Annotated in this window: 30 protein-coding genes; 17 read left to right on the top strand and 13 right to left on the bottom strand. The window is 69.8% G+C overall.

The annotated features are described in order from the left end of the window. The first annotated feature begins 660 nt into the window (after positions 1-660). The 7 genes from ASD35_RS15645 to ASD35_RS15615 all read left to right on the top strand — a co-directional run bounded on the left by ASD35_RS15645 (position 661) and on the right by ASD35_RS15615 (position 6,292). Positions 661-2,388: an ABC transporter permease subunit gene (locus ASD35_RS15645; protein ID WP_056875856.1), complete on the top strand. Its 1,728-nt coding sequence runs from the start codon at positions 661-663 to the stop codon at positions 2,386-2,388. Continuing rightward, positions 2,388-3,683 carry a nitrate/sulfonate/bicarbonate ABC transporter ATP-binding protein gene (locus tag ASD35_RS15640; protein ID WP_056875855.1) on the top strand — a complete coding sequence of 432 codons (1,296 nt, stop codon included), beginning with the start codon at positions 2,388-2,390 and terminating at the stop codon, positions 3,681-3,683. Before ASD35_RS15645 ends, ASD35_RS15640 begins: the two co-directional genes overlap by 1 nt. A 190-nt stretch (positions 3,684-3,873) precedes the next feature. Then, positions 3,874-4,575, top strand: a complete 702-nt coding sequence (locus ASD35_RS15635) for a hypothetical protein (protein ID WP_157275591.1) — start codon at positions 3,874-3,876, stop codon at positions 4,573-4,575. Positions 4,576-4,577: 2 nt separating this feature from the next. Beyond that, positions 4,578-5,105, top strand: coding sequence for an ATP/GTP-binding protein (locus ASD35_RS15630; protein ID WP_056875853.1), 528 nt, complete (start codon positions 4,578-4,580; stop codon positions 5,103-5,105). Between the two features lie 17 nt (positions 5,106-5,122). Next, on the top strand, positions 5,123-5,509 hold the full coding sequence (locus tag ASD35_RS15625; RefSeq protein WP_056875852.1) for a roadblock/LC7 domain-containing protein: 387 nt from the start codon (positions 5,123-5,125) through the stop codon (positions 5,507-5,509). Next, on the top strand, positions 5,506-5,883 hold the full coding sequence (locus tag ASD35_RS15620) for a hypothetical protein (protein WP_056875851.1): 378 nt from the start codon (positions 5,506-5,508) through the stop codon (positions 5,881-5,883). The genes ASD35_RS15625 and ASD35_RS15620 overlap by 4 nt, the downstream gene beginning before the upstream one ends. A 49-nt stretch (positions 5,884-5,932) precedes the next feature. After that, positions 5,933-6,292 (top strand): hypothetical protein, encoded by a 360-nt coding sequence (locus ASD35_RS15615; RefSeq protein WP_056875850.1) that lies wholly within the window; start codon positions 5,933-5,935, stop codon positions 6,290-6,292. A 43-nt stretch (positions 6,293-6,335) separates the two neighbouring features. Here the strand turns inward: ASD35_RS15615 and ASD35_RS15610 are convergent, their stop codons facing one another. Further along, positions 6,336-6,857, bottom strand: coding sequence for a DUF1697 domain-containing protein (locus ASD35_RS15610; protein ID WP_056875849.1), 522 nt, complete (start codon positions 6,855-6,857; stop codon positions 6,336-6,338). Positions 6,858-7,027: 170 nt separating this feature from the next. Between ASD35_RS15610 and ASD35_RS15605 the strand changes: the two genes are divergently transcribed. The 3 genes from ASD35_RS15605 to ASD35_RS15595 all read left to right on the top strand — a co-directional run bounded on the left by ASD35_RS15605 (position 7,028) and on the right by ASD35_RS15595 (position 10,121). Beyond that, positions 7,028-8,200, top strand: a complete 1,173-nt coding sequence (locus ASD35_RS15605; RefSeq protein WP_157275590.1) for a hypothetical protein — start codon at positions 7,028-7,030, stop codon at positions 8,198-8,200. Then, positions 8,187-9,215 (top strand): DUF4034 domain-containing protein, encoded by a 1,029-nt coding sequence (locus ASD35_RS15600; RefSeq protein WP_157275589.1) that lies wholly within the window; start codon positions 8,187-8,189, stop codon positions 9,213-9,215. The genes ASD35_RS15605 and ASD35_RS15600 overlap by 14 nt, the downstream gene beginning before the upstream one ends. Positions 9,216-9,425: 210 nt before the next feature. Beyond that, on the top strand, positions 9,426-10,121 hold the full coding sequence (locus tag ASD35_RS15595) for a hypothetical protein (RefSeq protein ID WP_157275588.1): 696 nt from the start codon (positions 9,426-9,428) through the stop codon (positions 10,119-10,121). A gap of 9 nt (positions 10,122-10,130) precedes the next feature. Here ASD35_RS15595 and ASD35_RS15590 read toward each other — a convergent pair whose 3' ends face one another. Continuing rightward, positions 10,131-10,928, bottom strand: coding sequence for a helix-turn-helix domain-containing protein (locus tag ASD35_RS15590; RefSeq protein WP_056875845.1), 798 nt, complete (start codon positions 10,926-10,928; stop codon positions 10,131-10,133). Next, positions 10,925-11,305, bottom strand: coding sequence for a hypothetical protein (locus tag ASD35_RS15585; RefSeq protein WP_056875893.1), 381 nt, complete (start codon positions 11,303-11,305; stop codon positions 10,925-10,927). Before ASD35_RS15585 ends, ASD35_RS15590 begins: the two co-directional genes overlap by 4 nt. A 110-nt stretch (positions 11,306-11,415) precedes the next feature. Between ASD35_RS15585 and ASD35_RS15580 the strand changes: the two genes are divergently transcribed. The 3 genes from ASD35_RS15580 (at position 11,416) to ASD35_RS15570 (ending at position 12,689) form a co-directional block, all read left to right on the top strand. Next, positions 11,416-11,742, top strand: a complete 327-nt coding sequence (locus ASD35_RS15580; protein ID WP_056875844.1) for a hypothetical protein — start codon at positions 11,416-11,418, stop codon at positions 11,740-11,742. Positions 11,743-11,827: 85 nt separating this feature from the next. Next, on the top strand, positions 11,828-12,313 hold the full coding sequence (locus ASD35_RS15575; protein WP_056875843.1) for a GFA family protein: 486 nt from the start codon (positions 11,828-11,830) through the stop codon (positions 12,311-12,313). Positions 12,314-12,482: 169 nt separating this feature from the next. After that, on the top strand, positions 12,483-12,689 hold the full coding sequence (locus tag ASD35_RS15570; protein WP_056875842.1) for a hypothetical protein: 207 nt from the start codon (positions 12,483-12,485) through the stop codon (positions 12,687-12,689). 21 nt (positions 12,690-12,710) lie between these two features. Here ASD35_RS15570 and ASD35_RS15565 read toward each other — a convergent pair whose 3' ends face one another. The 7 genes from ASD35_RS15565 to ASD35_RS15535 all read right to left on the bottom strand — a co-directional run bounded on the left by ASD35_RS15565 (position 12,711) and on the right by ASD35_RS15535 (position 18,665). Then, complete coding sequence (locus ASD35_RS15565; protein WP_369819220.1) at positions 12,711-13,277, bottom strand: nucleotidyltransferase family protein; 567 nt, start codon at positions 13,275-13,277, stop codon at positions 12,711-12,713. After that, positions 13,274-14,935: a long-chain-fatty-acid--CoA ligase gene (locus ASD35_RS15560; protein ID WP_056875841.1), complete on the bottom strand. Its 1,662-nt coding sequence runs from the start codon at positions 14,933-14,935 to the stop codon at positions 13,274-13,276. Before ASD35_RS15560 ends, ASD35_RS15565 begins: the two co-directional genes overlap by 4 nt. Continuing rightward, positions 14,932-15,807, bottom strand: a complete 876-nt coding sequence (locus tag ASD35_RS15555) for a DMT family transporter (protein WP_056875840.1) — start codon at positions 15,805-15,807, stop codon at positions 14,932-14,934. The genes ASD35_RS15560 and ASD35_RS15555 overlap by 4 nt, the downstream gene beginning before the upstream one ends. Positions 15,808-15,861: 54 nt before the next feature. Next, entirely contained in the window at positions 15,862-16,083 is a 222-nt protein-coding gene (locus ASD35_RS15550) for a cysteine-rich CWC family protein (protein WP_056875839.1), read from the bottom strand. After that, positions 16,080-16,484, bottom strand: coding sequence for a DUF1801 domain-containing protein (locus ASD35_RS15545; RefSeq protein WP_056875838.1), 405 nt, complete (start codon positions 16,482-16,484; stop codon positions 16,080-16,082). Before ASD35_RS15545 ends, ASD35_RS15550 begins: the two co-directional genes overlap by 4 nt. 103 nt (positions 16,485-16,587) lie before the next feature. Next, on the bottom strand, positions 16,588-17,259 hold the full coding sequence (locus ASD35_RS15540; protein WP_235538357.1) for a hypothetical protein: 672 nt from the start codon (positions 17,257-17,259) through the stop codon (positions 16,588-16,590). 95 nt (positions 17,260-17,354) lie between these two features. Then, a complete protein-coding gene (locus ASD35_RS15535) occupies positions 17,355-18,665 on the bottom strand; it encodes a DUF4397 domain-containing protein (protein WP_056875837.1) in 1,311 nt (436 codons plus the stop codon). A 187-nt stretch (positions 18,666-18,852) separates the two neighbouring features. On the opposite strand from ASD35_RS15535, the gene ASD35_RS15530 reads away from it, so the two are divergent. After that, entirely contained in the window at positions 18,853-20,904 is a 2,052-nt protein-coding gene (locus tag ASD35_RS15530; RefSeq protein ID WP_056875836.1) for an NADPH-dependent 2,4-dienoyl-CoA reductase, read from the top strand. Between the two features lies 1 nt (position 20,905). Here the strand turns inward: ASD35_RS15530 and ASD35_RS15525 are convergent, their stop codons facing one another. Both ASD35_RS15525 and ASD35_RS15520 read right to left on the bottom strand, forming a co-directional pair. After that, entirely contained in the window at positions 20,906-21,115 is a 210-nt protein-coding gene (locus tag ASD35_RS15525) for a hypothetical protein (RefSeq protein ID WP_056875835.1), read from the bottom strand. Between the two features lie 191 nt (positions 21,116-21,306). Then, positions 21,307-21,984: a DNA alkylation repair protein gene (locus ASD35_RS15520; protein ID WP_056875834.1), complete on the bottom strand. Its 678-nt coding sequence runs from the start codon at positions 21,982-21,984 to the stop codon at positions 21,307-21,309. Between the two features lie 67 nt (positions 21,985-22,051). Here ASD35_RS15520 and ASD35_RS15515 point away from each other — a divergent pair, with 67 nt between their 5' ends. Further along, the gene (locus ASD35_RS15515) at positions 22,052-23,605 is read left to right on the top strand and encodes a thioredoxin fold domain-containing protein (protein ID WP_082580194.1); all 1,554 of its coding nucleotides are present in this window, start codon (positions 22,052-22,054) and stop codon (positions 23,603-23,605) included. Here ASD35_RS15515 and ASD35_RS15510 read toward each other — a convergent pair. Beyond that, positions 23,602-24,483 carry a LysR family transcriptional regulator gene (locus tag ASD35_RS15510; protein WP_162254471.1) on the bottom strand — a complete coding sequence of 294 codons (882 nt, stop codon included), beginning with the start codon at positions 24,481-24,483 and terminating at the stop codon, positions 23,602-23,604. The genes ASD35_RS15515 and ASD35_RS15510 overlap by 4 nt on opposite strands. 111 nt (positions 24,484-24,594) lie before the next feature. Here ASD35_RS15510 and ASD35_RS15505 point away from each other — a divergent pair, with 111 nt between their 5' ends. Continuing rightward, the gene (locus tag ASD35_RS15505) at positions 24,595-25,482 is read left to right on the top strand and encodes an amino acid ABC transporter substrate-binding protein (RefSeq protein ID WP_056875831.1); all 888 of its coding nucleotides are present in this window, start codon (positions 24,595-24,597) and stop codon (positions 25,480-25,482) included. Positions 25,483-25,638: 156 nt separating this feature from the next. Then, on the top strand, positions 25,639-26,331 hold the full coding sequence (locus ASD35_RS15500) for an aspartate/glutamate racemase family protein (RefSeq protein WP_056875830.1): 693 nt from the start codon (positions 25,639-25,641) through the stop codon (positions 26,329-26,331). Positions 26,332-26,405 lie beyond the last annotated feature (74 nt).

Genomic DNA, 26,405 nt, shown 5'->3' with positions numbered 1-26,405 from the left:
CTCAGCGAAACCTTCAGCTCTTCGAAAAGGCGCGGTCAATTCCATGAGGCTCAACGTGTTATCGGTGGATCGTTAACGATATTTGCCTAACATTTGAGCATGCGACCCTACCGTCCAGCAACGGCTGCTGAGCGCGATGCTCGGCGCGAGCGTCGCTTGAGGACTGCAGGCCAGGAACCCGCCCTCGATATCCCTCTGCCGAGGCGCGAGGACCTACGCCAGCCGTTCGACTGGACGTTCTCATGTGGCGGCGTTGCCTGGGTCCTGCACTTTGAGCCGAATCCCAGGGACGTGAGGCAGTGGCGCGTGCACAGAGATGGCAAGCCGTGGATGTGTGCAGGCTTGGAGCGGGTCTGGCGCGCCTTGCAGCGCGAGATGAGTCCCGCGCTTGGCCGCCGTCACTGGCGATGACGCGGCCGTCGAAGGCACAACCTGCTTCTGCTCAGGGCGCAAAGTTGAAACTTTGACATCGCTTCGCCTTCTGGCGAACCGGCCTACTTCGAAACATTGGCAGTCAGTTCGACACTTTGTTATCAGCCCCCAGTAGGCGTGGCGCCGGCATCGAGCGCCGGCTGAGCGCTCCCGCAAGGCTGCGGACAGCGACGCTTCACGGGCCAGAGACATGGCCCGCCTAGGCTGCCGGGTTTTGCCGCACAGCCCATGGCCGACCGTCGCTTCTTCACCCGCACCGCCGTCGAGGCCAGCTTCAACCGCTGGGACTGGGCGCTGCTGCCGCTCGTGCTGGCGGTGCTGTGCCTGCTGACCATGGCCGCGGCGCAGATGGCGCGCCCCTTCCATGTCGGCGAACCCCTGCCGCTGACGCTGGACGTCGCCTGGCTGCCCTACTACCTGCTGCGCACGACGCTGCGCATGTTCATCGCGCTGGCGGCGTCGGTGGTGTTCGCCTGCGTGTTCGCGGTGCTGGCGGCCAAGGTGCGCGCGGCCGAGAAGGTGTTGGTGCCGCTGCTGGACATCCTGCAGTCCATCCCCATCCTGGGCTTCCAGGCGATCGCGGTCGCGCCCTTCATCGCGCTGTTCCCGGGCAACCTGTTCGGCGTGGAGCTGGCGGCGCTGTTCGCGATCTTCACGTCGCAGGCCTGGAACATGGCCTTCAGCCTCTACCAGTCGCTGCGCACCGTGCCGGGCGAGCTGCAGGAGGCCGCCCACATCTTCCAACTGTCGGGCTGGCAGCGCTTCTGGCGGCTGGAGCTGCCGTTCGCGATGCCGGGGCTGCTGTGGAACATGATGATGAGCATGTCGGGCGGCTGGTTCTTCGTCGTCGCGTCGGAAGCCATCTCGGTGGCCGGCCAGGACATCAAGCTGCCCGGCGTGGGCTCGTACATCGCCGTCGCCATCCAGGCGCGCGACCTTCACGCCATCGCCTGGGCCATCCTGGGCATGCTGGTGGGCATCCTGCTGTACGACCAGCTGTTCTTCCGCCCGCTGCTGGCCTGGGCCGACAAGTTCCGCTTCGAGGCCGCGGGCGGCGAGCCGGCGCCGCGGTCCTGGCTGCTGGCCTGGCTGCGCCGCACGCGGCGGCTGCAGCGACTGGGCGCCTGGCCGGGGCGCTGGATCACGGCGAGCTTCGCGCCGCTGAGGAAGACCTACGACGGCCGCTCCATCCGCGCCCGCCCACAGCCGCCCAACCCGCTGTGGGCGCGCGCCTGGGACGCGCTGGTCGCGGCGCTGGTGCTGTTCGCCGTCTGGCGGCTCGTCACCTTCATCCACACCGAGGTCGGCTGGGGCGAGGCGGCACATGTCTTCAAGCTCGGGCTGTACACGCTGGCGCGCGTGCTGGTGCTGACCGCGCTGGCCGCGCTGATCTGGGTGCCCATCGGCGTGTGGATCGGCCTGCACCCGCGCATCGCCGGCCGCGTGCAGGCGGTGGTGCAGTGCCTCGCGGCCTTCCCGTCCAACCTGGTGTTCCCGGTCGCCGTACTCGCCATCGTCAAGTGGCGGCTGAATCCCGACCTGTGGCTGTCGCCGCTGATCATCCTGGGCACGCAGTGGTACCTGCTCTTCAACGTCGTGGCCGGCGCGTCCACCATCCCGACCGAGCTGCGCCTGGCGGCGCGCAACCTCGGCCTGAAGGGCTGGCTGGCCTGGAAGCGCTACCTGCTTCCGGCCATCTTCCCGAGCTTCGTGACCGGCGCGCTGACGGCCAGCGGCGGCTCTTGGAACGCGAGCATCGTGGCCGAGTCCGTGAGCTGGGGCGACACCCAGCTGCAGGCCGCGGGCCTGGGCAGCTACATCCAGCAGATGACGACGGCCGGCGACTTCCCGCGCATCGCCTTGGGCATCGGCGTCATGTGCGTCTTCGTCATGGCGATGAACCATTGCGTGTGGCGGCGGCTGTACCGGCTCGCCGAACAGAGGATGCATTCCTGATGGACGACTTGATTGAACTGAAGGGCGTCGCCAAGGGCTTCAAGTCCTCGGATGGCAGCCTGCGCACGGTGCTGCAGGAAGTGGACTTCTCGCTGGCCAAGGGCGAGATCGTCGCGCTGCTGGGCCAGAGCGGCTCGGGCAAGAGCACGCTGCTGCGCATCATGGCCGGGCTGGTGCCGGCCGATGCGGGCGACGTGCGCTACCGCGGCCAGCCGCTGTTCGGGCCGGCGCAGGGCATCGCGATGGTGTTCCAGAGCTTCGCGCTGTTCCCGTGGCTGACGGTGCAGCAGAACGTCGAGCTGGGCCTGGAGGCGGCGGGCGTGCCGGCGGCCGAGCGCGCGCGCCGCGCCGGCGCGGCCATCGAGCTGATCGGCCTGGCGGGCTTCGAGGGCGCGCTGCCGCGCGAGCTGTCGGGCGGCATGCGCCAACGCGTGGGCATCGCACGGGCGCTGGTCATGCAGCCGGCCGTGCTGCTGATGGACGAGGCCTTCTCGGCGCTGGACGTGCTGACCGGCGAGCGGCTGCGCCAGGAGATCCTGCAGCTGTGGGACAGCGACCAGATGCCCACGCAAGCCATGCTGGTCGTCTCGCACAACATCGAGGAGGCCGTCATGATGGCCGACCGGGTGCTGATCTTCGCCAGCAACCCGGGCCGCGTGCGCACCGAGCTGCCGATCACGCTGCCGCGCCCGCGCCACGCCGACAGCGCGGAGGTGCGGCTGCTGGTCGACGAGGTCTACCGGCTGATGACCAGCGCCGCGCCCGCCGCGGGCGCGCCCGGGGAGCCGGCGCGGCCGCACCTGTCGGACCGCCTGCCCGAGGCCGACATTGGCCGCATGGAGAGCCTGCTGGAGCTGCTGGCCAATGCGCAGTTCCAGGGCCGCGCCGACCTGCCGCGGCTGGCCGAGCAGAGCGCGCTGACCGACGAGGCGCTGCTGCCGCTGGCGGACGCGCTGCACCGCCTGGGCCTGGCCCAGCTCAGCGGCGGCGACCTCATCGTCACGCCGCTGGGCCACAACTACGTGCAGGGCGGCCACGAGTTCCGCCGCGAGATCTTCGGCCAGCAGCTGCTGGCCCACGTGCCGCTGGCCGCCTTCATCCGCCACAGCCTGGAGCAGGAGGCCGGCGGCGAGCTCAAGCAGGGGCCCTTCCTGAAGCTGCTGCAGGACAGCATGGAGGCCGCCGAGGCGCAACGCGTGCTGCGCGTGGCCATCGAATGGGCGCGTTATGGCGAGGTGTTCGACTACAACTTCCACACCGGCGTGATCCACCTGCCCGAGTCGGGCCAGACGTGAACCTGCGGGCCGGGCGTGTCGACGCGCTTCAGCAAGCCTTCTGTAGATAAACATCTACTCACGTAGATTAATATGTACATCGGGGCTGCACTGCAGCCCCACGGCACAAGCAGTCCGTCATGAATGCCTATCTCCGGTCCTCACCGTCCTCACCGTCCTCACCGTCCGCACGGCCCCTGATCACCGCCCGGTGGCACTGATGGGGCAGGCCGCATCGTTCAGCAGCGCCTTGCCGCGTCGCATCCTGCTGGCCGGCCTGCCGGAGAGCGACACCCGCCGCCTGCAGGTGTTCCTCCTCGTGGACAGCGACCGGCTGCGCCAGGAGTGGCGCATCGTGACCGAGGGCCCGGTGGACGTTTACTTCTACGCCGCGGACGACCCACCCACCGTGCCGGGCTGGCTGGAGCGCGCGCCGCATCAGGTGCGCATCGTCGAGGCCGCCGCGCACGTCGAGGCCGGTGACTTGCTCGTGCTGCGGCGGCCGCTGCAGTACGACGACTTCGTGGAAGTCCTCGCCGCCATCGAGCGCCAGACGCCCGCCCCGCCTCCGGCGCTCCGCACGCGGGCGCCCGCCGCCGCGGCGCCGTTGGCCGTGCGCTTCCGGCTGCGGCGCTGGCCGGGCACCAACCTGCTGGACGCCATCCCCCAGGGCCTGCGCATGGCCAGCTTCATCACCGTGCGCTACCTGAGCGTGGACGAACTGGCGTCGCTCAGCGGCGTGGCCCTGGAGCGCTGCCGCCATTTCCTGGACCTGATGCGGGACAACGACCTGCTGCGCGCCGAGCCCGCCGCCCCGCCCCCACTGCGCGCGACGAGGGACCCGGCGCGCCCGGACCGCGCCCTGCTGACCCGGCTGCGCGCCCGGCTCGGCATTCCCGAGGAAAGCCGCTGACGATGGACTTGAAGATCGTCTTCACCGGCACGCCCGGCGCCGGCAAGACCACCGCCATCGCGGCGCTCAGCGACATCGCGCCCATCGTCACCGACGTCGCCAACAGCGACCCCGGCCTGGCCAAGGCGGTGACCACCGTGGGGCTGGACTACGGCCACGTCGACCTGGGCGAGGGCGTGCGCGTGCGGCTGTTCGGCACGCCCGGCCAGCAGCGCTTCGACTTCATGTGGCGCATCCTGGTCGAGCAGGCGCTGGGCCTGGTCATCCTGATCGACAACTCGCGCCCCGACCCGCGGGCCGACCTGCGCGTCTACCTGGACCACTTCGCCGACCTGCTGCCGCAGATGAACTGCGCCATCGGCGTGGGCCGCACGCTGGAATGCCCGCTGCCGACGCTGGACGACTTCACCGACCTGGTGGCCGAGCGCGGCCTCGCCATCCCGACGCTGGCGGTCGACGTGCGCGAGCGCCATGACGTGCTGCGGCTGATCGATGCCATCCTGGCCCAGGCCGAGGCGGCTGCCCCCTGACCGACAACCGCCCCGCCATGAACCTCCGCGACCATCCCTACAGCGCCCCCGGCGCGCGCGCCGCCCAGGACCTCCTGGACGGCATCGACGGTGCCCGCACCGTGCTCGTGGCCACCATCGACGGCTTCTCGCTCGCCGTGGCCCAGCGCCAACCCCTCGACGCCGACCGCCTGGCCGCCCTCATCAGCTCCATCGGTGCGCTGGGTGCGGCGGCCAGCCGCGAAACGGGCATCGGCACCCCGCGCTGCCTGGTGGTCGAGTCCACCCAGGGCCGCCTGGTCGTGCGGTGCGTGAAGGCCGGCATGCACGAGCTGGTCGTCGGCGTGCTGACCGACACCCAGGCGCTGCTCGGCATGGTCTGGGCGGCGCTCGCGCAATGCGAGAAGGCGCTGCTGCGCGCATGAGGGCCAGCAAGGACGAACTCTCGCAAGCCGTCGACACGCTCGCGCAGCGGCCCGGCATCCGCGGCTGCGCGCTGGTCGAGGCCGGCTCCGGCATGGTCTGGACCGCCCACGGCGAACTGGCGGCGCAGGCCTCGCTGTGGGAGGCGGCCTCCGACCACTGGCGGCTGCACCGCCGCCATGCGGCGCATTTCGGCTGCCTGGGGGATTTCATCGCCGTGGCGCTGTACCACGCCGACGGCCTGATCGCCGTGTTCCGCTGCGCCGCCGACCCCGAACTCCTCTTCATCGCCGTCGGCCAGCACCGTGCCGTCGACTGGCCGACGCTCCAACGCATGGGCATGCGCATCGGCGAGCTGGTGGCTGGCCGCGGCTGACACCCCACCCCTTTTTCACAACCCGTCTGAACGACAGAAAGCAAACACCATGGCCAACATCCGCCAAAGCCTCGAAGACCTCCTGACCGTGGACGGCGCCATGTGCGCCGCCGTCGTCGACGCCGGCAGCGGCATGATGCTGGGCTCCGCCGGCTCGGGCGTGGACCTGGAGATCGCTGCCGCCGGCAACACCGAAGTCGTGCGCGCCAAGGCCAAGGTCATGCGCCAGCTGGGCCTGAACGACGTCATCGACGACATCCTCATCACGCTGGGCAAGCAGTACCACGTCATCCGCCCGATGTCGCGCAAGGAAGGCGTGTTCATCTACTTCGTGCTCGACAAGGCCAAGTCCAACCTGGCCCTGGCGCGCCGCAAGGTGCAGGACGTGGAGCGCGAGCTGACGATCTGACGGGCCGACGCTCAGCCCGGGGCGACAAGTGCGTGGGAACGCCTCAAGCGCGGGCGCACCTGGCGACGGTGTCCCAGGTGCGCGTCGTGATCGCCTTGCCGAAGGTCTTCTCCAGCAGCTGCATGAAGGCCGGGCCCTTGGCGTTGGGCACGTAGACGCACAACACCTCGCCGCCCCTGCGCTGGAGGATGCTGGCCTCGTCACGCGAGATGGGCAGCTCGACCTCGTGCACCGCGTCGGGCTCGCGCAGGAAGGTCAGCACACGCTTGCCGCCGGCCGGCAGCTTGAACGCCGCAAACGGGTCCGCGTCGAGCAGCCGCTGCAGGTGCGCGGTCGAGCGCACGACGGTCAGGAAGTCGTAGCCTGCGCCGTCGCGCATCGCCTTCTCGACGCGCTTCTGCAGCGCGGGCAGCGATGCGGACCGGGCCGTAGAGAAAGCCACGTTGCCGCTGCTCAGCAGCGTCTTCACATCGGTGAAGCCGGCCTCCTCCAGGCAACGCTTGAGCACCGGCATCTGGCAGTTCATCGGGCTCACGCCTCGGAGCAGTGCGACGTAGCGGGGCATGGTTCACAGCGCCACAAACAGGGGATGCAACGATAGCCGTGAACTCGTCGGATGCTTGAACCTCGGTCTGCAGCGCGGCGACCAGCGAATCCACGCATACCCGATGAACTGCCGGGCGCTTTCTCCCTAACATCCGCCGCTGCTCAGGGACTGCGCTTGGGAGGGCGTGTATGCGTTGGTTGAAAACCGGGTTGGGGCGTCTTTTGCTTTGCTGCGCTAGCGCACCGTTGCCATCGATTGCCAGCGCCGCAACCGAAGCGCCCACGGTCCAGGCGCTGCTGGCGGAACAGGACGCAGCGTTGGTCAATGGCTTGGCGAGGTGGCATGAGAACGCCTATGCGGTGCCCGACGACATCGCGCTGGACTCCAGCTTGCGTGACGCGGCAGCTCAACTCGCCCGCGATCATGTGGCCCGTTTGAAGACGCTGATCCCCGCCTGGATCGCCGAGGAACGCGCCGCGGCAAACAACCCGAACTTGAGAGGCGCCGACCTGCATCAGGCGCTGTACCTGAGGTCCCTCAACGAGATCGCCATCGCGTCCGTGGAGAGCGCCGGTCCGGCCCTTGACGAAGCCTGGTTGAAGGCGGCTCTGGCGCCTAAGGCATGCAGCACCTTGCCCGCGGCCTATTTCGGTCGCCGGATCGCCATGATCCAGGCCGCACCGGCCGATGCGCGGGCGGCGCTGCTGGCCGCGGAGAAGGAACTGCTGTCCCGGGTGGGCACCACGCGGCAGGGGCTGGCGGCACGCCCGGCAGCGGCCGAACTGATGGCGGCGGATCACGCCGTGACGCGCCTGCGCGAGGGCCTGCCCGTGGCGGCCGCACCGATGACGCCCTTCCTGGCCGCACAGGTTTTCGCTCGCGACCGCAAGCCCGCCAAGCCGGATCGCTGGGAACAGTGCGCCAAAAGCCAGTGGTGGCTGCAGTCGCAGCTCGCCGACGTGAAGACGGACCGAACCCGGGCGCTGACGGTCTACCGCTACTCGACCATGCTGGACGTCAATGACTTCGTGCCTGCCGGCTACAAACCGAAGGCGGCGTCGGCGCCCCGAGCCGACGGCAAGCCCGCCTATCCGGCCGTCGCGAGTTTCTTTCACGTTCAAGGAGAGAGCACGCTGCAAGTCAACGTGGACGACCAGGGCAAGGCCTTCAAGACCGAGGTGGTGGCGCGTGAGATGCGGGTGCCCGGCGTGCGCGGCAACAGGCCGCTGGCGTTTGAAGCGCTGCTCGATGACGCCGCCCTCGACTACGCGAGGCAGCGGAGCTATCCCACCGGCAAGGCGGGGAAGGCTGAATTCGTCATGGAATGGAACCTCGACAAGGGCAGCGATGAAGCAAAGTAGGTTTTCACTGGCCCTCTGCGCCGGGCTCCTGTGTGGATGGCTCGCCCTGGGCCAGCCAGCGCATGCGCAGACCCCCGACAAGCCAAAGCCGCCCACGGTGCCCGACCAGGTGGAGGCCGCGTTCCGCTATGGAGACTTCGTCGAGCTGGAGCGCCTGTATGCGATCTACGGCAAACCCGGTGAACGCTCGCCGTTGACCGGCAACCCACGCGTCGAGCATTTCTGGATGGGCATCGGAAAGGTCAGCGACTCGGGCTTGCACGTCACCGAGGCGTACTACGCGCAGATGGACGCCCTGACGCGCAAGTGGGCGCTGGACCATCCGCAATCGGTCCTGGCGCAACTGCTCTATGTGAACAGCCTCTCGGCCCATGCATGGTTCCACCGGGGCGGCGGCTACGCCAATACGGTGTCACCGGCGTCCTGGGCCGAATTCGGCAAGTACCTGGGTCTGGCCCTCGATCATCTGCGGCGCAACCAGGAACTGGCCGCCAAGGACAGCTCCTGGAACAGCCTCATGCTGAACGTCGGCCGCGGCCTGGGATGGGAGATCGATCGCTTGATGGCGGTCTTCGAGAAGGGCATCGCGAAGAACCCCGACCATGACGCGCTGTATTTCCTGATGGAGGAGTCATTGCTGCCGAAATGGGGCGGCGACCTCGACCTCGTCGAGCGGTTCATCACATCGGTGACCAAAAGCACCCGGGAGAAGCGCGGCATGGAGATGTATGCGCGCCTGTATGCCGGGCTCAGCTATGCGGAGACGAAGCAGTCGCTGTTCAGCGCGACGCATGCCTCCTGGCCGAAGATGAAAGCGGGATTTGAGGACCGCCTGTCGCGCTACCCGCACACCGACCATCGGAACATGTACGCCTATTTCGCATGCATGGCCAAGGACAAACAGGCCTTGCAGGAACAGCTGAAGCTGATGGGCGACGGCTTTGACCGCATATTCTGGGGCGACAGCCCCGAGCGAAGTTTCGAAGAGTGCAAGGCGATGGCGCAGCAGCTCTAGCCGGAGCCTGCGGTCGCCCAAGGCATCGCGCCGCACGCCGGCGACGGCCGCTCCGTCGCGGTCGAAGCGGGCTCGTCGCCGGCCTTGCCCGGTTCGTCGCATGCCCCTGACCGCCGTCCTGCTCGCGCCTAGATTGCAGGCCTTTCAACTCCACGGGGGAAGCGCATGCACACGACGGGGCGCGGCCGGTCAAGGCGGGTGGTGCTGGGCATGATGGCCGCCGCCAGTGCCGCCGCCACGCAGGCACTGGCGAATCCGCCAGGCGACGTGTTTGTCATCTCCACCTTGTACGCACGCCACCGCACGGTGCCGGCCTACGGGCTCGCCGCCCTGCAGCGGCTGATCGATGCGGTGAAGCCCGAGGTGCTGGTGCTGGACGTCACGCCGACGGAGCTGCGCGACCGCAAGGTCTGGCCCGGCAAGGTCGAGTACACCGAGGTCATCTTCCCGTACCTCGACGCCACCGGCGCGCCGGCTTTCGGCTCGGAGCCGGATGGGGCCTTGTTCACGGAGCTGACGGGCGCGGCGGGGCAGGCGTACAAGGCCTTCGGCGAGCGCAACCCGGCGGGCGCCAAGGCGCTCGACGAACTGAAGCAGGCCACGTACCGGGCGATGGCTGCCGGGTGGGCCTCCGCCGCCGACGTGAATAGCGCGAAGACCGACCAGCTGGTGGCGGCGATGCGGGAGCTCGAGGAAGGCCTGGTCGGCGGGGCGGCGGCCCGCGTGCAGCAGCAGTGGGACCAGCACCATGCGGACCGCCTGCGCGACGTCGTGCGCGCACATCCGGGCAAGCGGGTGCTGATGCTGGTGGGCATCGAAAGCCGGCATCGCGTGCTGCGCAACCTGCAGTCCGCCGGCGTCCGCGTGGTCGAAACCGAGGCGTGGCTGCGCCGCGCGGGACTGTGACGTCAGCGTTCAGCCGTTCGGCCCGGCACTCTTGGCCCGTGGCTCGTCGTCGGCCTCCGCGAGTGCCCGCCGTGTCAGTTCGTCGGCCGGGAACAGATGCTCCACCTTCAGCGACGCCAGCGTGATGTCCAGCGGCGTGCCGAAGCTGGTGAGGGCCGAGAAGAAGCTCAGCGTGCGGCCGTCCGCCGCGCGCAGGCGAAAGGAGAGGACGGGCAGGTTGCCGGTTTCGACCGGGGCCCACGGCTGCAGCGTCGGCCGCAGTTCGTCCAGCAGCGCGCGCAGCCGCGGCAGGTGTTCGGCCTCGCGGCTGGCGCGGGCCCACATCTCGCCGCACAGCTCGGCCTCGTTCACGCACAGGCCCCGCAGGCCTCCGGGTGAGAAGACGGCACGCAGCAGGTTCATGGGCTGGCTCAGCATCGCTTCGCCCGGCAGGCCCAGCAACGTCAGCAGACGGGCCAGGCCGACGTTGGCCATGACAAGGTTGTAGTCGCCGTCGATCACCAGCGCGGGCGTCGCGCCGTGGGCGTGCAGCAGCTGCTCCAGCGCGGCGCGCACCGGCGCCATCTCGGGCGCGTCCAGCGCGCGCTCGGCATGGGCGGGTGCATAGCCGGCAGCGAGCAAGGCCTGGTTGCGCTCCTCCAGCGTGGCGCCGAGGGCGTCGAGCAGCGCGAACAGCGTCTCGCGGCCGGCGCGTGAGCGGCCGGTCTCGATGCAGCTGAGGTGGCGTTGCGAGACGCCGGTGCGCAGCGACAGCTCCAGCTGGCTGACGCGGCGGCGCTTGCGCAGGGCGGCGAGGGTGGCGGTCATGGCGATGGCTGGGTTAGCAGGTGGGCAAGGCCTGCGGCAATCAGCAGTATCAACGCCACGATGTCGAGACGCACGACGGTGACGAGGGCGGCGTTGAGCGGCCCTTCCAGCAGCGCCAGCAGCAGGAAGGCGCCGACGCTGACGAGGCCCGCCACCAGGCCCGCACCGTGCAGCGCGGGCCGCAGCGCCGCGGTGGCCAGCAAGGCCGCGAGCAGGCCGAAGAGCACGGCGCGGTGGCGCAGCAGCAGCGCGAGGTTGGGCTCCTGCACGTCGATGCCGTAGAGCATGGACAACCGCGCGGCGCCCAGCACGCCGGCCAGGGGCAGCGCATGCAGCAGGGCGACGAGCAGCAGGGCGGTGGGAACGATGTGCTTCATGGCCGCCACCTTAAGGGCCGCGGGTCAAGCCGGCGATGACCTCCCAGGTCATTGCGGCGCCGTGGGCCGCTGCCGACGATGGCACCACCCCAACCCACCGGAGAACCGCCATGCGCACCATCCTCGTCATCGTCCTCGCCGCCTTCGGCGCCTTCTCGCTGTATGCGATGTGGCAGGTCGGCTACGTCGGCATCTGGCAGGCCGGCATGGCAAGCGTCGGCGCCTGGCAGGTGCTGCTCGATCTGGTGGTCATGTCCTTCATCGCGCTGGGCTTCATCTGGCGCGACGCGAAGCGCAATGGCCGCACGGTCTGGCCGTATGCCGTGCTGACGGTGGCGGCCGGGTCGTTCGGGCCGCTGCTGTACCTGCTGTTGCAGCCCGCGGGGCGGCCCGGCCTGCAGGCATCGCACACCGGTTCGGTCGCGGTCGGTCGCTGAGGGCCAGGGCGCGATGCCGAATCTCAGGCTTGGTCCCGGCGCGCCGTTTGCCCCTTGGCCGCTGTGCGACTCAGGAGCCAGAAGAATGCAGACACCGCCCACCCAAGCCGACGGCACCGCCGGCAGCACCTCGGCCAAAGGCCCCATCACCGGCCGTTGTCTGTGCGGCGCCGTCACGATCACCGTGGCCGGCCACCACGATCCGCGGATCGGCGCCTGCCATTGCCGGATGTGCCAACGGTGGTCGGGCGGGTTGTTCCTGTGCTTCACGGCGGATGCGCCCGCCGTCACCGTCACCGGCCAGGTGACCCGTTATCGCTCCTCCAGCTTCGCAGAGCGGGCCTTCTGCCCGAGCTGTGGTTCGCACCTGTGGTTCAACGACGTCGACGCCGACGGCAAGCCGCTGAGCTACGAACTCATGCCAGGGCTGTTTGACGCCGCCCACGATTGGCCACTCCGGTCGGAGATCTACACGGACCGCGCCTTGGCGGCCGTGGGCCTGACGGGCAACCACCGTCGCAAGACGCGGGCGGAGTACGAGGCCGAGAACCCGTTTGTTCCCGGCGACTGACGGGCAGCCGCTCCTGCTTGCCCAGCGCGTCAGCAGGCTGTGGTCGCTCACGCGATGGGCCCGCCCTTCACATCCCGTATCAACGAGCCCGTCAACGGCAGTGGCGCATCGGCGTTCAAGAAGGCAGACGGCATTCACCCATCAGCCATTCTGGAAGGACGGCACGCTCATGACCACACTGACCCTCACGTTCAATGGCCACCCCGGCGAGGCACGCAAAGCGCTCGGGGGATTGCTGCAGCGCTACCGCTCGGCTTACTTCGTGGAGCGCAGCAGCAATGAATATGCCGTCACCGCCGACGAGGTCACCGCGGCGGAGCTGGCCAGGCAACCGCACTGGTCCACGCAGCCGCAACCGACACCGGCCCAGCATTGAACGCGGGCCACAACGGCGGCCTCAACCCGGTTCGATGACGACCTGGGGCCAGCGCTCGGTGTAGCGTTTGCTGGCGCAGCGCGCGCGATAGGTCTCCATGCTCACGCGCACCGGGTTGCGGCGGATGCGCATGTGCAGCAGGTCATCCAACCCATGCGGCGCGATGACATGCAGCGCGTCGGCGGTGTCCAGCCACACGCCCACTGCCGTTGCCGGCTCGGGCCAGGTGGCGATGGCGTCGGCCAGCGAGTGCAGCGGCTCAACGGCCTGGCCGAAACAGGCCTCGAACCACAGGTGCACGCCGGCCTGGTTGGTCACTTCCCACGGCAGGCCGGGGCAGAGCGCGCCGAGGCGGCGTTGCAGTCCGGCGTCGCGCGCCGGGCCGATGTCCGCGGCGCAGAAATAGGCGAAGTCCACATCGGTCAGTTCGGAACGCGGCTGGCCGTGCAACGCGTCCCAGACGAGGTTGCGCAGCGCACCGGCGCCGATGCACCACTGCGCCAGGCCCAGCTCGCGGCCGGCGCGCAGCGCAGCCATGAACCAGGGCGTCCCGCGCACCAGCGCGGTCAGCCGCTCGACGTCGCTCACCGGTCGCGCTCGCGCTCCTGCAGCGCCCGCCACATCACCTTGCCAGCGCCGCTCTTGGGCAGGCTGTCGACGAACTCGATGCGCGCCGGCACCTTGTAGGCGGCCATGTTGGCGCGGCACCAGTCGCGCAGCTCGGCCTCGGTGAGGGACGCATGGCCGGCACGACGCACGACGACGGCCTTGACGGTCTCGCCACGGTAGGCGTCGGGCGCCGAGATGATGCAGGCCTCGGCGATGCCGGGGTGGGCGTGCATGAGGTTCTCGACCTCGGACGGCCAGACCTTGAAGCCGCTCGCATTGATCATGCGCTTCAGGCGGTCGGTCATGAAGAAGTAGCCGTCGGCGTCGACGTAGCCGATGTCGCCGGTGCGGAAGAAGCGCTTGCCGTCGAACGCCACGAAGGCCGCCTCGGTGGCGTCGGCGCGGCGCCAGTAGCCGTCGAACACCATGGGACCGTGGACGATGATCTCGCCGCTTTCGCCCACCGGCAGTTCGCGCAGGGTGTCGGGGTCGACGACGCGGGCGTCGCAGCTCAGGTAAGGCACACCCAGGCATTGCTGCTTGGGCGCGTCGTAGGGGTTGGTGTGGCTGGGCGCCGCGGTCTCGGTCAGGCCGTAGCCTTCCATGTAGCGCAGGCCCCAACGGTTCAGCAGCCGCTCGGCCACGGCCTGGGGCATGGCCGCGCCGCCCCCGCCGATGCTGACCATGCTGCTGAGGTCGAAGCTGTCGACCTCGGGGCTGGCGAGCAGGTCGATGACCATGGTGGGGATGTTGGTCCAGCGCGTGACGCGGTGCGCCTTGATGAGTCGGGCGGCGTACTCGCGCTGCCAGCGCGGCATCAGCACGAGGCTGGCACCCGCGGCCAGCGTGCCGTGCATGACGACCACCATGCCGGTGATGTGGAACATGGGCACGACGCCCAGCACGACATCTTCATGGCAGACGTTGGCCCACATCCCGCCGGCGAACACGTTGTGCTGCAGGCTGCGGTGGCGGTGCATGCAGCCCTTGGGGTGGCCGGTGGTGCCGCTGGTGTAGGGCAGCAGCGCGAGGTCGTCGGCGCCGACGGTGGTCACCGGCGGCGGGGCCGAGCAGGCGAGGGCGTCGGCCCAGGAGGTGGCGCCCGCGGGCAGCGCGATGTCGGCGTCGAGCCAGTCGGCCCAGCCCGGAGGAAGCCCATGCAGGCCGGCGCGGCCGTCCGGCAGCACTTCGGCCAGTCGCGTGACCAGCAGGTCCGCAGCGGCCATGCCGGCGGCCAGCCATTCGGCGCTGAGGTCGGCGCTGGTGATGGCGAGGACGGCGCCGCTGTCCTCGATGAGGTGCTTCAGCTCCGGCGCGCGGTTCATCGGGTTGACCGGCACGACGACCGCGGCGGCGCTCAGCACGGCGTAATGGGCAATGACGAGCTGCGGGCAGTTCTGCAGGCCGACGGCCACGCGGTCGCCCTTCTTGACGCCGCGCTGGGCCAGCCAGGCGGACAGGCGTGCGACCTGCGCGGCCAGCTCGGCATAGGTCGTCGTGTGGCCCAGGTAGACCAGCGCCGGCCGGTGGGGGAAGCGGCGCGCGCTGACCTGCAGGTTGTCCGGCAGCGCGGTGGCGGGCGGCTCGATGGCATGCGGCAAGCGGGCCGGCCAGAACTGGTGATGGGCTCGGGTCATGACGCGGTCTCCGGCTTTCTTTGGCCGACGACGAGGTAGACGCCCAGCAGCGTCACGCCCATGCCGGCAATGGCTTGTGCGCCGAGTGTCTCGCCGAACATCAACCACGCCATCACCGAGGTGACAGAGGGCACCAGATACATGGTGCTGCTGACGGCCGTGACGCGGCCATGGCGCAGCATGTAGAACATCAGGCTGATGCCGCCGGCGGTCAGCACCAGGATGCTCCAGGCCATCGCGACAAGCACCGAGGCATTCCATTCGATGCGCATCGGCTCCATCCACCAGGCCAGCGGCAGCGTGACGGCCAGCGAGGCGGCGAACTGCACGACCTGGCCGGTGCGCAGGTCGAAGTGCGGCACGAAGCGCTTCTGGTACAGCGTGCCGGCGGTGATGCCGAGCAGCGCCATCAGGCACAGCAGCAGCGGCAGGCCGAAGCTGGTGCCCAGGGTCAGTTTGTGCCAGATGACCAGGACGACGCCGGCCAGGCCGAAGCCCACGCCCAGCCACTGCCGCGGCGTGACGCGCTCGCCGATCATCGGCGCCAGTGCGGCCACCAGCACCGGCTGCAGGTTGACGATGAGCGCCGCGGTGCCGGCCGGCAGGCCCTGGCGGATGGAGACCCACACGCCGGCGAGATAGAGCGCCTGGATGCCGATGCCGGCCACGGCCAGGTGCAGCATGTCGCGCCGCGACGGCCAGGCGGCTCGCGCCGCCAGCGCCAAGCCCAGCATCAGCGCAACGACGCCGGCATAGCGCCAGCTCAGGAAGGTCAGCGGGTCAGCGTACGGCGCGGCCAGCTTGGCGACGAGGTAGCCGGTGGCCCAGATGAAGATGAACAGGGGTGGTGCGATGCGGTCGAGGAGGTTCATTGCCTCGCATCATGCCCAAGGCGGCGGGCCATGCCGGTGAAGTGGGCCGTTCGCTCAGCCGGGCGCGGTGTCGTCGTTGCCGGCCGGCGGGGCGTCGGCTTCCATCAGCTCACGCAGGCAGCGCAGGCACAGGCAGCCGCTGTAGCGCGCGGCCAGCTCCGCGCGCAACGGGTCGGTCAGGCGGATGCCGAAACAGTCGCAATGGCCCGCGTTCACGCCGCATTCGAAGCCGCCGCCGCAGCGCGGGCAGGTGGCGGCCAGCAGGGCGTCGCTCATCGACGCAAGGCGCCAAGCGCCGCCTCGCAGAGCTGGGCCAGCACACTTTTATCAACGTCGGCCAAGCGCTTGATGTAGACGCAGCCCTTGCCATGGCGATGCTTGCCCAGCTGAACCAGCAGCCCGGCGTTGACGCTGGCATCGCAGTTCAGGTACAGGCTGATGTCGCCCTTGCCCCCAGCGCCGCTGGCAAAGCCGATCTCGAAGGTGTCGCCCTCACGGCCACTGTCATAGACGTAATGGTGATGGCCGAAACCGACCATGCGGCCCCACATCTTCGGCGGGTGGCCGCTCACCTGCTGCATCAGCGCGATCAGCGCCCGGCAGTCGGCGGCGCGCGCCTCGGGCTGGGCGGTGCAGTAGGCCTCGACATCGGCATCGGTGGGCACGGTCTTGCTCATCTCAGTTCTTCATGGCGCTGCGGATGAAACGGGTGCATTTCGGGCCGAGCGCCGGGCCGCCCCAAGCCGGCGCGTTCAGCGCTGCATAACCGGGCGAGGGGCGTCATAACGGCGATTGTGGATCGTCATCGGGCGGCGCAAGCGGCGTGGCGCGGGCCAGCGCCATCCAGGTGGGGAAGTCGGGCTTGCAGGCGCGCCTGGGCGCCGGGCGGGCGAGTTCGAGGTGCGTGGCGTGGCCGATCAGCACGCCGTACTCGGGCGGGATCTCCTCGGGCTCGGCGATGCCGGCCTTGATGACGAACCAGCACTGTCCGCACAGCGCCCTGTAGGCGGCGGACTTGGCGGGGCGGCGCAGCTCGCCCAGCAGGTCGGCGCGGCTGACCTTGATCTCGTGGATGGCCGGTTCGAGGTAGTCCTCCACCGTGCTGTGGCGGATGGAATAGACATCGGGCATCGCGTTGACCCACAGCGTCTTGCCGTCTTCCGCGGGCAGGCCGGCGCGCAGCGCGAGGCCGCGCCAGGCGATGCGGCCGGCGCGCTGCATCTCGGTGGCGACGCGCTCGACCAGCAACTCGTGGGCGTCGCGCGCGGCGCGGTTGCGGGCCAGCGAGGCAGCGATGAGCGCGATGCCGGCATCGGTCACGCGCAGGCACTCGCGGCCGCCGGGCTCGGCCAGGCGCTCGACCCAGCCGGCCGCCAGCAGTTCCACCTCGACGAGGTCCTGGCAGGGCCAGCCGGCGCTGCGCCAGAGCTGGCGCAGACGCTGCAGTTGCAAGCGGGTGGGTGGGGACACAGTCGCCATCTTGCCGCCAGAAAGGAGAAGGCCCCCGGGCCGGTGGGCGCGGGGGCCTTGCAGTGGGGCGCTGAAGCTTACGGGCGCTCGCGCTTGGGCAGGGCGGTCATGCCTTGCGCGGCAGCGGCGTTCGGCACGGCGAAGAAGGTCCAGACGCTGTTGGCCGGGAAGGCAATGGTGGTGTTGTTGTTGTTGAAGATCGGGGTGGCCGAGGTCGGCACCACGACTTCCACCTGCGAGGCCGTCGTCGACGAGAACGTGCCGGCATTCGACACTGCGCCGGGCGACACGTTGGACGCGATGGCGCTGAAGTCCACGTTCAGCGACGCGGTCAGCGAGGGCAGCGCGTTGACCAGGCGAACCTTCACGTTGCCGATGACGGTGGGCAGACGGTTGTCGTCGTTCAGCACGGCCAGCTTGGGCGCTGCGGCATCGCCCCAGACCAGCAGCGTGGTGTCCGAACCGGCGGTCAACGTCGGCGCCGCGAACGTGACCGGCACATCGTTGACGCTGGTCGTCAGGGTGCTGGCACCGGCCGTGGTGGTCACGTACTCACTGATCAGCGGGCTGGTGGCACCCACGCTGAACATGCCCTGGCCGTTGATGGTCGAGGCGACCTTGCCACCGGCGGTCAATGCGGCGACCGTGCGCACGCGGGCTTGCGCGGTGGGGTAGTTCGTGACCGCACCCTTTTGCACCAGCTTGATGCCGTTGACCAGCACGCCGCCATCCGTGGCCGTCAGGATCAGCGTGTTGACGCTGGTCGACTCCAGGGTGACGGACGGGATGTTCAGGCGCAGGTCCGTGGTCTTGTTGTAGCCGGTCACGCAGACGCGGAAGGTACCGGCGTTCAGGCTGATGTAGCCGCTGCCCGCGCCGCCTTGCAGATTGGTCGTCGCGGCGGTTTCGGAGGTCAGCGCGCAGTTGGCGGCAGTCGTCAGATACACGTCCAGTGCGCCGGCATCGGGAGCCAGATTCAGCACCAGCAGCTTGACCTTGTTGGCGTCAGCCGCGGGCTCGGCTTCCTGCAGCAGCGTGGTACGAACCGCGCCGGCGAAACCGTAGGTGATGTAGGTGTAGTTGTTGCCGCTGGCGAGCGTCGGCGTGGTCGCCGAGACGCTGGTGCCGACGTCGCTTTGCTGCACCTGGGTGCCCGTGGCGTTGGTGTCCACGCCGCCGTATTCGCCGGCGGTCGCGTAGGCCACCTTGCTGTTGATGGTCTTGCTGTTGACCACTAGATCCAGCTGCGGGAAGGAGCGCGTGGCATTGAGCAGCCGCACCTGGGCACTGCCACCACCATCGCCGCCACCGCCGCAGGCGGTCAAGAGGGCAGTGGCCGACAGGCTCAGCGTCAGGGCCAGTCGCGTGGCCCAAGGGGTGAATCGCATCGAGAACTCTCCAAAAAACCAAACCGCCGGGCCGATCCCATGTACGCGGATTGGCGATTAGAACTCAAGCGGACGATGTCACGATTTCCGCCATCCCGCAGCGGGTGAAGAACTGTTGCTGCACCGGCCGCGCCATTGAGGAGAGCTCTCCAATTGCGGCCTGCCGGCGCTGGTTAGCATCGACCGGATGAACTATCCACACTTGCTCGCCCCGCTGGATCTCGGCTTCACCACGCTGAAGAACCGCGTGCTGATGGGCAGCATGCACACCGGCCTGGAGGACGGGCGCAAGCACTTCGAGCGCATGGCGGTGTTCTTCGCCGAGCGGGCGCGCGGGGAGGTGGGGCTGATCGTGACGGGCGGCTTCGCGCCCAACATCGAAGGCTGGGCGAAGCCGTTCGCCGGCACGCTGGCCACGTCGGGCGCGGCGCGGCGGCACAAGCTCATCACGGACGCGGTGCATGCGGAGGGCGGCCAGATCGCGCTGCAGATCCTGCACACCGGCCGCTACGGCTACTCGCCGCTGTGCGTGGCACCGTCGCGCATCCAGAGCCCGATCTCGCCGTTCACGCCGCGCGAACTGAGCGCCCGCGGCATCGAGCGGCAGGTCCGCGCCTTCATCCGCTGCGCACGGCTGGCACGCGAGGCCGGCTACGACGGCGTGGAGGTGATGGGCTCGGAGGGTTACTTCATCAACCAGTTCCTGGTCACGCACACCAACCAGCGCAGCGACGAGTGGGGCGGGTCGTACGAGAACCGCATGCGGCTGCCGCTGGAGATCCTGGCGCGCATGCGCGAGGCAGTCGGGCCGGACTTCATCATCATCTACCGCCTGTCCATGCTGGACCTGGTGCCGGACGGCAGCAGCTGGGAGGAGGTCGTCGAGCTGGGGCGGCGCGTGGCCAGGGGCGGAGCGACGATCATCAACACCGGCATCGGCTGGCATGAGGCGCGCATTCCGACCATCGCAACCAGCGTGCCGCGCGCCGGCTTCGCGTGGGTCACGGCCAAGCTGCGTGCCCGGCTGCGCGAGGAAGGCATCACGACGCCGCTGATCACGAGCAACCGCATCAACACGCCGGAGGTGGCCGAAGGCGTGCTGGCCGATGGCTCGGCCGACATGGTGTCGATGGCGCGGCCCTTCCTGGCCGACCCGGAGTTCGTCAAGAAGGCCCGAGAGAACCGGGCCGACGAGATCAACACCTGCATCGCCTGCAACCAGGCCTGCCTGGACCACACCTTCGCGCAGAAGATCTCCACCTGCCTCGTCAACCCGCGCGCGGCCTACGAGCAGGAGATCGTGCTGCGGCCGGTGGGCGCAGCGAAGAAGCGCATCGCCGTCGTCGGCGCCGGGCCGGCGGGCCTGGCCGCGGCGACGACGCTGGCCGAGCGCGGCCATGCAGTGACGCTGTTCGACGCAGCGGCCGAGATCGGCGGCCAGTTCAACATGGCCAGGCGCATCCCGGGCAAGGAGGAGTTCAGCGAGACGCTGCGCTACTTCCGCCGCCGCATCGAGATCACCGGCGTGGACTTGAAGCTGAACTGTCGCGTCGACACCGAGGCGCTGAAGGGCTTCGACGAGGTGCTGCTGGCCACCGGCGTCAGCGCGCGCGACCCGAAGATCAAGGGCCAGGCCGAGGGCATTGCGCGCGGCCAGGTGCTGAGCTACATCGACGTGCTGCGGCACGACAAGCCGGTGGGCGGCCGCGTGGCCATCGTCGGCGCGGGCGGCATCGGCTTCGACGTGGCCGAGTACCTGCTGGAGGCCGGCCATTCGCTGACGCTGGACCCGGCCGCGTGGCGCCGCCACTGGGGCGTGGGCGACCCGGAACAGGTGCGCGCCGGCCTGCTGCGGCCGGCGCCCGAGGCGCCCACGCGCCGCATCACGCTGCTGCAGCGCAAGGCCGGCAAGCCGGGCGCAGGGCTGGGCAAGACGACCGGCTGGATCCATCGCGCGGCGCTGAAGATGAAGCAGGTCGACATGCTGGCCAGCGTCAACTACGAGCAGATCACGCCGGAGGGGTTGTGGGTCAGCTATGGCGAGGACCGCAAGGACGCCCAGCTGATCGAGGCCGACACCATCGTGCTGTGCGCGGGCCAGGAGCCGCTGCGCGAGCTGGAGGCGCCATTGAAGGCGGCGGGTGTCAGCGTGCACCTGATCGGCGGCGCGCTGGAGGCCGGCGAGCTGGATGCCAAGCGCGCCATCCTGCAAGGCACGACGCTGGCCTGCCGGCTCTGAATCAGCGCTGGGAGAGTTCCCACAGCTGGTAAAGCGTGTCGTTGTCCTGCTCCGACACCTCCAGGCCCGTGGACAGGTCGAAGCTGGAGTCGAACCAGCCGCAGACCTCGGGCTTCGGCGCGGACGCCCCCATGGCGGTGGGCCGGGCCTGCAGCGCCACCGGCAGCTTGGAGGTGGACCAGGGGGACTGCGAAGAAGCGAAGAATTGCATGGCGGGCTCCGGTTCGTGGGCTTCGACGTCGTGGAAAACGTCACACCCTCAGCATCGGCGCCGGGCCTTTTTCCGGACATCACCCAGAGGGTGGAGCGAAGGGGGATGCCGGCCGGTCGCATCCCCCGCGCATCCCTCCAAAGGGGGATTCAAATTGGGGTCAGAGTCATTTTCCGATCGGCCCCTGACGCTCACTCCCCGCTGCGGCTCAGCTCTCGCCGCGCATCGCTGCCAATCCAGCGCGCCGACCTCTCGCTTCGCCCGCACATCCGATCCGCCACAGTGAGCGCGTGCTCACGCAACAGCAGGCTGCGCTTGCCGATCTGCCGCAAGGCCCAGTTGACGGCCTTCTTGACGAAGTTGCGTTCATCGTCGGCCGCGGCCTCGATGAGTGGCAGGCGGGCCAGGAAGTCCGAGTCCGGCCGCGTCTTCTGGTGCACGGCGGCGACGGCCAGCAGCGAGAAGCCGGCGCGCCGCTCGAATTCGGCCTCGCGCGCCGCCCAGCGCGGGATGGCATCCCAGGCCAGCGGGCTCTTCACGAAGGCGTTCAGGCAGGCCTGGTCGCAAACATCCCAGGCGCGCATGCCGGCGACCCAGTGGTCCATCTGCTCGGCGGTGAACCGCGCCGGCTCGGCCACCATGCCGGCCAGGATCTGCGCGTCCGGGATGCCGGTGTCCCACAGCGCCAGCGCCAGTTCGTGGTCGCGCTTGAATTCCTTCGCCAGCGCGCGCAGCGTCGGCACGGCCAGGCCCAGGCGGCCGTCGCCGGTGAGGCCGAAGCGGGCCATCGCGTCGAGCTGGTCGGGCCGGGCCTGGGCCCGCAGCGCGGCCAGGGCCTCATCCAGCCGCTGAGTGAGCTTATTCGGCATGCGCGGATTCTCCCCAATGACGGCCGCGGACAATCGCGGCTTCGACACGATCGACACCCCAGGCCCGATGACACGCCATCCTCGTATCGCAGCCCTGGCTACCGCCTGGCTGCTCGCCATCACACCCACCGCCCACGCCCTCAGCACCTCCTCGGGCGTGTCCTGGCAGGCCGCCGAAGCGGATGCCGACATCGACCGCGCCTTCGTCCAGGCCAAGGCCGAGAAGAAGCCCGTGCTGCTGTACTGGGGCGCCAAGTGGTGCCCGCCCTGCAACCAGCTCAAAGCAACGCTGTTCAACCGCGCGGACTTCATCGAGCAGAGCAAGGCCTTCGTGGCCGTGGGCATCGACGGCGACGCGCCCGGCGCGCAGAAGCTGGGCACGCGCTTCAAGGTGCGCGGCTATCCGACGCTGATCCTCTTCAACCCCAACGGCAGCGAGATCACGCGCCTGCCCGGCGAGGCCGACGCGGCCCAGGTCATGAAGGTGCTGCAGATGGGCCTGTCCAGCGGTCGCCCGGTCAAGGCGGTGCTGGCGGACGCCAAGGCGGGCAGGAAGCTGGGCGCCAACGAGTGGCGGCTGCTGGGCTTCTACGGCTGGGAGACGGACGAGCAACAACTGCTGCCGATGGCCGAACGCGCCGCCACGCTGGCGCAGTTGGCCAAGGCCAGCGAGGGCGCCGACCGCGAGACGACCACACGCCTGTGGCTGAAGTCCATCGGTGCGCTGGCCGAGGGCAAGGCCGCCGACCCCGCGCAGCTGCCGCGGCTGCGCGCCGTGCTGGCCGACGCCGCCCAGGCGCGGGCCCAGATGGACGTGCTGAGCAACGAGGCGCCCGACCTCGCCAAGGCGCTGGCGCCGGCCGCCGGCGCGGCGCGCAGCCAGCTCGTCGCCGAGTTCGACACCGCGCTGAAGCGGCTCAACGAGGACGCCACGCTGTCGCGCGCCGACCGCCTGAATGCGCTGCAGGCCCGCATCGAGCTGGCCCGGCTGGACGCGGCCAAGGACGAGCCGCATCCCAAGACCATCCCCGCCGCCTTGTTGGTGGAGGCGCGTGACCAGGCCACCAAGGCCAACCGCGAGATCACCGACGGCTTCGAGCGCCAGGCCGTCGTCACGCAGGCCGCCTACCTGCTGGGCCGCGCGGGGCTGTGGACCGAGAGCGACGAGCTGCTGAAGTCGGCGCTGGCGCGCAGCCACTCGCCCTACTACCTGATGAGCCAGCTGGGCGGCAACGCCAGGAAGCAGAGCCGCAAGGCGGACGCGCTGCGCTGGTATGAAGAGGCCTTCAACAAGAGTGAGGGCCCGGCCACGCGGCTGCAATGGGGGTCGAGCTACCTGGCCGCGCTGGTGGAGCTGTCGCCCGAGGACGCGCCACGCATCGAGAAGGCCGCGGCCCAGCTGTTCGCCGAGGCCGAGAAGGACCCCGGCGCGTTTTACGAGCGCAGCGAGCGCTCGCTGAAGAAGGTCGCGACGCTGCTGGGCGACTGGAACAAGACCCCGGCCCAGGCGGCCGCCGTGGGCCGGCTCAAGGCCCAGCTCGACGGCGTCTGCGGCAAGCTCGATGGCAGCGACGCCAAGGCCCGGTCGGCCTGCCAGGGGCTGTTCAAAGCGAAGGCCTAAGCGGCGATCACCTGCCGGAAGGCCTTGATGAAGTCCGCCACCGGCCGCGGCGAGCGCAGCCCCTGCGGCTGCACGGCGCGCACCTCCACCGGCACCTCGGGCAGCAGCGTGCGCACCTGCAAGCTCTCGCCCGTCGAGGCCTGCGCCGTGAACGAGTCGATGATGGCCGGGCCGAAGCCCTGCTCGGCCATGACCATGGCGATGTGATGCGTCTGCACCGTCATGCCGGCCTTGGCGGTGAGGCCCAGGCGTGACCAGTGGTCGGCCAGCACGGCGCCCAGCGGGTCGCGCTCGTCGATGCGGATGAAGGGCTCGCGCAGCACCTCCTGCAGCGTCACCGTCGTGCGCTTGTCGGCGCGCGTCTTGCGCGCGGACACGCAAACCAGCCGGCCGGTGGCCACCAGCTCGTCCTGCAGCGCGGGGTGCGACAGCTTGCCGTAGACGATGCCCACGTCGGCCTCCTGCAGCGCCATGGCGCGGGCGATGTCGTTGGAATGCAGCGTGCGCACCGCGACCTCCATGCCGGCGTGCGCCTTGCGGAAGATGCGCAGCGCGTCCGGCAGCGCGCGCACCGCCAGCGACGGCACGATGAGGATGCGGAACGGGCTGTCCTGGCCCTCGCGCAGCGCCGAGGCCATGCGGCGCAGCGACTCCAGCTGCAGCATCAACGCCTGCACCTCGGGGTAGAGGGCCTGGGCCTCGCGCGTGGGCACCAGGCGGCGCTTCTGGCGCGTGAAGAGGGCGTAGCCCAGCTGCAGCTCGGCGTGCTGCAGCGTCTGCGTGATGGCGGGCTGCGTGACGTGCAGCAGCTTCGCCGCGGCGCCGACGCTGCCGGTCAGCATGACGGCGTGGAAGACTTCGACGTGCTTGATCCTCATGGCGGCGTTCATTAGGCCGCCTTATGAACTGCCGGTCAAACGCGATGCACGGCGGCCGCGCGTTTTCCTAGCATTCAGGCATCCGATCAACGCACCGCACCGAGGACCTCCATGAAGCACTCCGCCACCGCCGCAGCCGCCCTCGCCTGCCTGGCCTGCATGGGCGCGCACGCCGAACCCGGCACGCTCGACAAGGCCAAGGCCTCGGGCACCATCACGCTGGCCTATCGCGAATCCTCCATCCCCTTCTCCTACCTCGGCGCGGACACCAAGCCCACCGGCTTCGGCTGGGAGATCTGCGGCCGCATCGTCGAGCAGGTGAAGAAGGCCACCGGCCGCGCCGACCTGCAGGTGGCCACGCAGGCCGTCACGTCGCAGAACCGCATCCCGCTGCTGATGAACGGCACGGTGGACATCGAATGCGGCTCGACGACCAACAACACCGCGCGCAGCAAGCAGGTCGCGTTCTCGGTCAACTACTTCTACACCGGCACGCGGCTGCTCGTGAAGGCGGGCTCGCCGGTGCGCGCCCTCGCCGACCTGAAGGGCAAGCGGGTGGTGTCCACCGTCGGCACCACCAACTTCCAGGTGCTGCGCAAGGTCAATGCCGAGCGCGACCTGGGCTTCGAGCTGCTGGGCGCCAAGGACCATGCCGAATCGGCGTTGCTGGTGCAGCAGGAGCGCGCCGACGCCTTCGGCATGGACGACATCCTGCTGTTCGGCCTGCGCGCCAGCAGCCCCGACCCCGCGGCGCTGGCCATCGTCGGCGAGCCGCTGCAGGTGGAGCCCTACGCCATCATGCTGCGCAAGGACGACCCGGCCTTCAAGAAGCTGGTGGACGACACCGTCGCCGCGCTGATGAAGAGCGGCGAGTTCGAGGCGCTCTACAAGAAGTGGTTCCTGTCGCCCATCCCGCCGCGCGGCATCAACCTGAATGCGCCGATGAGCCCGGAGCTGCGCGACAACCTCAAGCAGCTCTCCGACAAGCCCGCGGTGTGACATGGCGCCCCTCGTCCAAGGAGTACCTTGGCCGGTCCCCCGCGGGGACGGCGATGTTTGCCGGATCGACCGGCAAGCACATCGCCAGCGCGGTCCGGCTTGGGAGCGGCCCGGCGCTCGGCCCGCAAGTTTCATGCGTTGCATGGGTCCGGTGACATGGAGGTCGTAGGCGTCCTCGGTGGCATGGGCCCGCTGGCCACGATCGATTTCATGCGCAAGGTGCTGGACGCCACACCCGCCGCGCGCGACCAGGACCATGTGCCGATGATCGTCAGCTGCGTGCCGCAGATCCCCGACCGCACGGCCGCCTTCCGCGGCGAGGGGGGCTCGCCGCTGGCGGCCATCGTCGCCTGCGGCCGGCGGCTGGCATCGGCCGGCGCGGACCTGATCGTCATGCCTTGCAACACGGCGCACCTGTGGTTCGAGGAGGTGCAGGAGCAGCTGCAGCGGCCGATGCTGCATCTCGTCGACGCGGCGCTGCACGAGGCGCTGGCGCTGGCCGGCGCCCAAGCGCGCGTGGGCCTGCTGGCCACCGACGCCACCATCGCGTCGGGCCTCTACATCAACCGCCGCCTGGCCGAGACGCCGCCGGTGCAGTGGCTGCTGCCGACCGCCGGCGAGATGCTGACGCTGGTCATGCCCGGCATCGAGGCCGTGAAGGCCGGCCAGCTGCAGGACGGCCAGGCGCTGCTGGCGGATGCGGCGCGCGCCTTGCGCCAGCGCGGCGCGGCGGCCCTGGTGCTGGGCTGCACGGAGATCCCGCTGGTGCTGGACGCCGCGGCCTGCGGCCTGCCGGTCGTCGACGCGACGGCCGCGCTGGCGCGCCTGGTGGTGGCGCGCGCCGGCTGACGCCGCTGGCCCCACGTTTCCTGCCGCTCATGCGGCCGCCCGTGCCGGTCGCCCGCGGCGGGTGCGGCCGCCGC

It is taken from the genome of Pelomonas sp. Root1444 (genome assembly GCF_001426885.1).
In the GTDB taxonomy this organism is placed as follows: Bacteria; Pseudomonadota; Gammaproteobacteria; order Burkholderiales; family Burkholderiaceae_C; genus Pelomonas.
The sequence above is the reverse complement of the archived record's forward strand: the minus strand, read 5'-3'. Positions and strand labels throughout refer to the sequence as shown.

What these genes read in the sequence shown, in the direction of transcription:
- ASD35_RS15645 (WP_056875856.1), top strand. Translation starts at nt 661, where the DNA reads ATGGCCGACCGTCGCTTCTTCACCCGCACCGCCGTCGAGGCCAGCTTC.
- ASD35_RS15640 (WP_056875855.1), top strand. Translation starts at nt 2,388, where the DNA reads ATGGACGACTTGATTGAACTGAAGGGCGTCGCCAAGGGCTTCAAGTCC.
- ASD35_RS15630 (WP_056875853.1), top strand. Translation starts at nt 4,578, where the DNA reads ATGGACTTGAAGATCGTCTTCACCGGCACGCCCGGCGCCGGCAAGACC.
- ASD35_RS15625 (WP_056875852.1), top strand. Translation starts at nt 5,123, where the DNA reads ATGAACCTCCGCGACCATCCCTACAGCGCCCCCGGCGCGCGCGCCGCC.
- ASD35_RS15620 (WP_056875851.1), top strand. Translation starts at nt 5,506, where the DNA reads ATGAGGGCCAGCAAGGACGAACTCTCGCAAGCCGTCGACACGCTCGCG.
- ASD35_RS15615 (WP_056875850.1), top strand. Translation starts at nt 5,933, where the DNA reads ATGGCCAACATCCGCCAAAGCCTCGAAGACCTCCTGACCGTGGACGGC.
- ASD35_RS15610 (WP_056875849.1), bottom strand. Translation starts at nt 6,857, where the DNA reads ATGCCCCGCTACGTCGCACTGCTCCGAGGCGTGAGCCCGATGAACTGC.
- ASD35_RS15605 (WP_157275590.1), top strand. Translation starts at nt 7,028, where the DNA reads ATGCGTTGGTTGAAAACCGGGTTGGGGCGTCTTTTGCTTTGCTGCGCT.
- ASD35_RS15600 (WP_157275589.1), top strand. Translation starts at nt 8,187, where the DNA reads ATGAAGCAAAGTAGGTTTTCACTGGCCCTCTGCGCCGGGCTCCTGTGT.
- ASD35_RS15595 (WP_157275588.1), top strand. Translation starts at nt 9,426, where the DNA reads ATGATGGCCGCCGCCAGTGCCGCCGCCACGCAGGCACTGGCGAATCCG.
- ASD35_RS15590 (WP_056875845.1), bottom strand. Translation starts at nt 10,928, where the DNA reads ATGACCGCCACCCTCGCCGCCCTGCGCAAGCGCCGCCGCGTCAGCCAG.
- ASD35_RS15585 (WP_056875893.1), bottom strand. Translation starts at nt 11,305, where the DNA reads ATGAAGCACATCGTTCCCACCGCCCTGCTGCTCGTCGCCCTGCTGCAT.
- ASD35_RS15580 (WP_056875844.1), top strand. Translation starts at nt 11,416, where the DNA reads ATGCGCACCATCCTCGTCATCGTCCTCGCCGCCTTCGGCGCCTTCTCG.
- ASD35_RS15575 (WP_056875843.1), top strand. Translation starts at nt 11,828, where the DNA reads ATGCAGACACCGCCCACCCAAGCCGACGGCACCGCCGGCAGCACCTCG.
- ASD35_RS15570 (WP_056875842.1), top strand. Translation starts at nt 12,483, where the DNA reads ATGACCACACTGACCCTCACGTTCAATGGCCACCCCGGCGAGGCACGC.
- ASD35_RS15560 (WP_056875841.1), bottom strand. Translation starts at nt 14,935, where the DNA reads ATGACCCGAGCCCATCACCAGTTCTGGCCGGCCCGCTTGCCGCATGCC.
- ASD35_RS15555 (WP_056875840.1), bottom strand. Translation starts at nt 15,807, where the DNA reads ATGAACCTCCTCGACCGCATCGCACCACCCCTGTTCATCTTCATCTGG.
- ASD35_RS15550 (WP_056875839.1), bottom strand. Translation starts at nt 16,083, where the DNA reads ATGAGCGACGCCCTGCTGGCCGCCACCTGCCCGCGCTGCGGCGGCGGC.
- ASD35_RS15545 (WP_056875838.1), bottom strand. Translation starts at nt 16,484, where the DNA reads ATGAGCAAGACCGTGCCCACCGATGCCGATGTCGAGGCCTACTGCACC.
- ASD35_RS15535 (WP_056875837.1), bottom strand. Translation starts at nt 18,665, where the DNA reads ATGCGATTCACCCCTTGGGCCACGCGACTGGCCCTGACGCTGAGCCTG.
- ASD35_RS15530 (WP_056875836.1), top strand. Translation starts at nt 18,853, where the DNA reads ATGAACTATCCACACTTGCTCGCCCCGCTGGATCTCGGCTTCACCACG.
- ASD35_RS15525 (WP_056875835.1), bottom strand. Translation starts at nt 21,115, where the DNA reads ATGCAATTCTTCGCTTCTTCGCAGTCCCCCTGGTCCACCTCCAAGCTG.
- ASD35_RS15520 (WP_056875834.1), bottom strand. Translation starts at nt 21,984, where the DNA reads ATGCCGAATAAGCTCACTCAGCGGCTGGATGAGGCCCTGGCCGCGCTG.
- ASD35_RS15515 (WP_082580194.1), top strand. Translation starts at nt 22,052, where the DNA reads ATGACACGCCATCCTCGTATCGCAGCCCTGGCTACCGCCTGGCTGCTC.
- ASD35_RS15510 (WP_162254471.1), bottom strand. Translation starts at nt 24,483, where the DNA reads ATGAGGATCAAGCACGTCGAAGTCTTCCACGCCGTCATGCTGACCGGC.
- ASD35_RS15505 (WP_056875831.1), top strand. Translation starts at nt 24,595, where the DNA reads ATGAAGCACTCCGCCACCGCCGCAGCCGCCCTCGCCTGCCTGGCCTGC.
- ASD35_RS15500 (WP_056875830.1), top strand. Translation starts at nt 25,639, where the DNA reads ATGGAGGTCGTAGGCGTCCTCGGTGGCATGGGCCCGCTGGCCACGATC.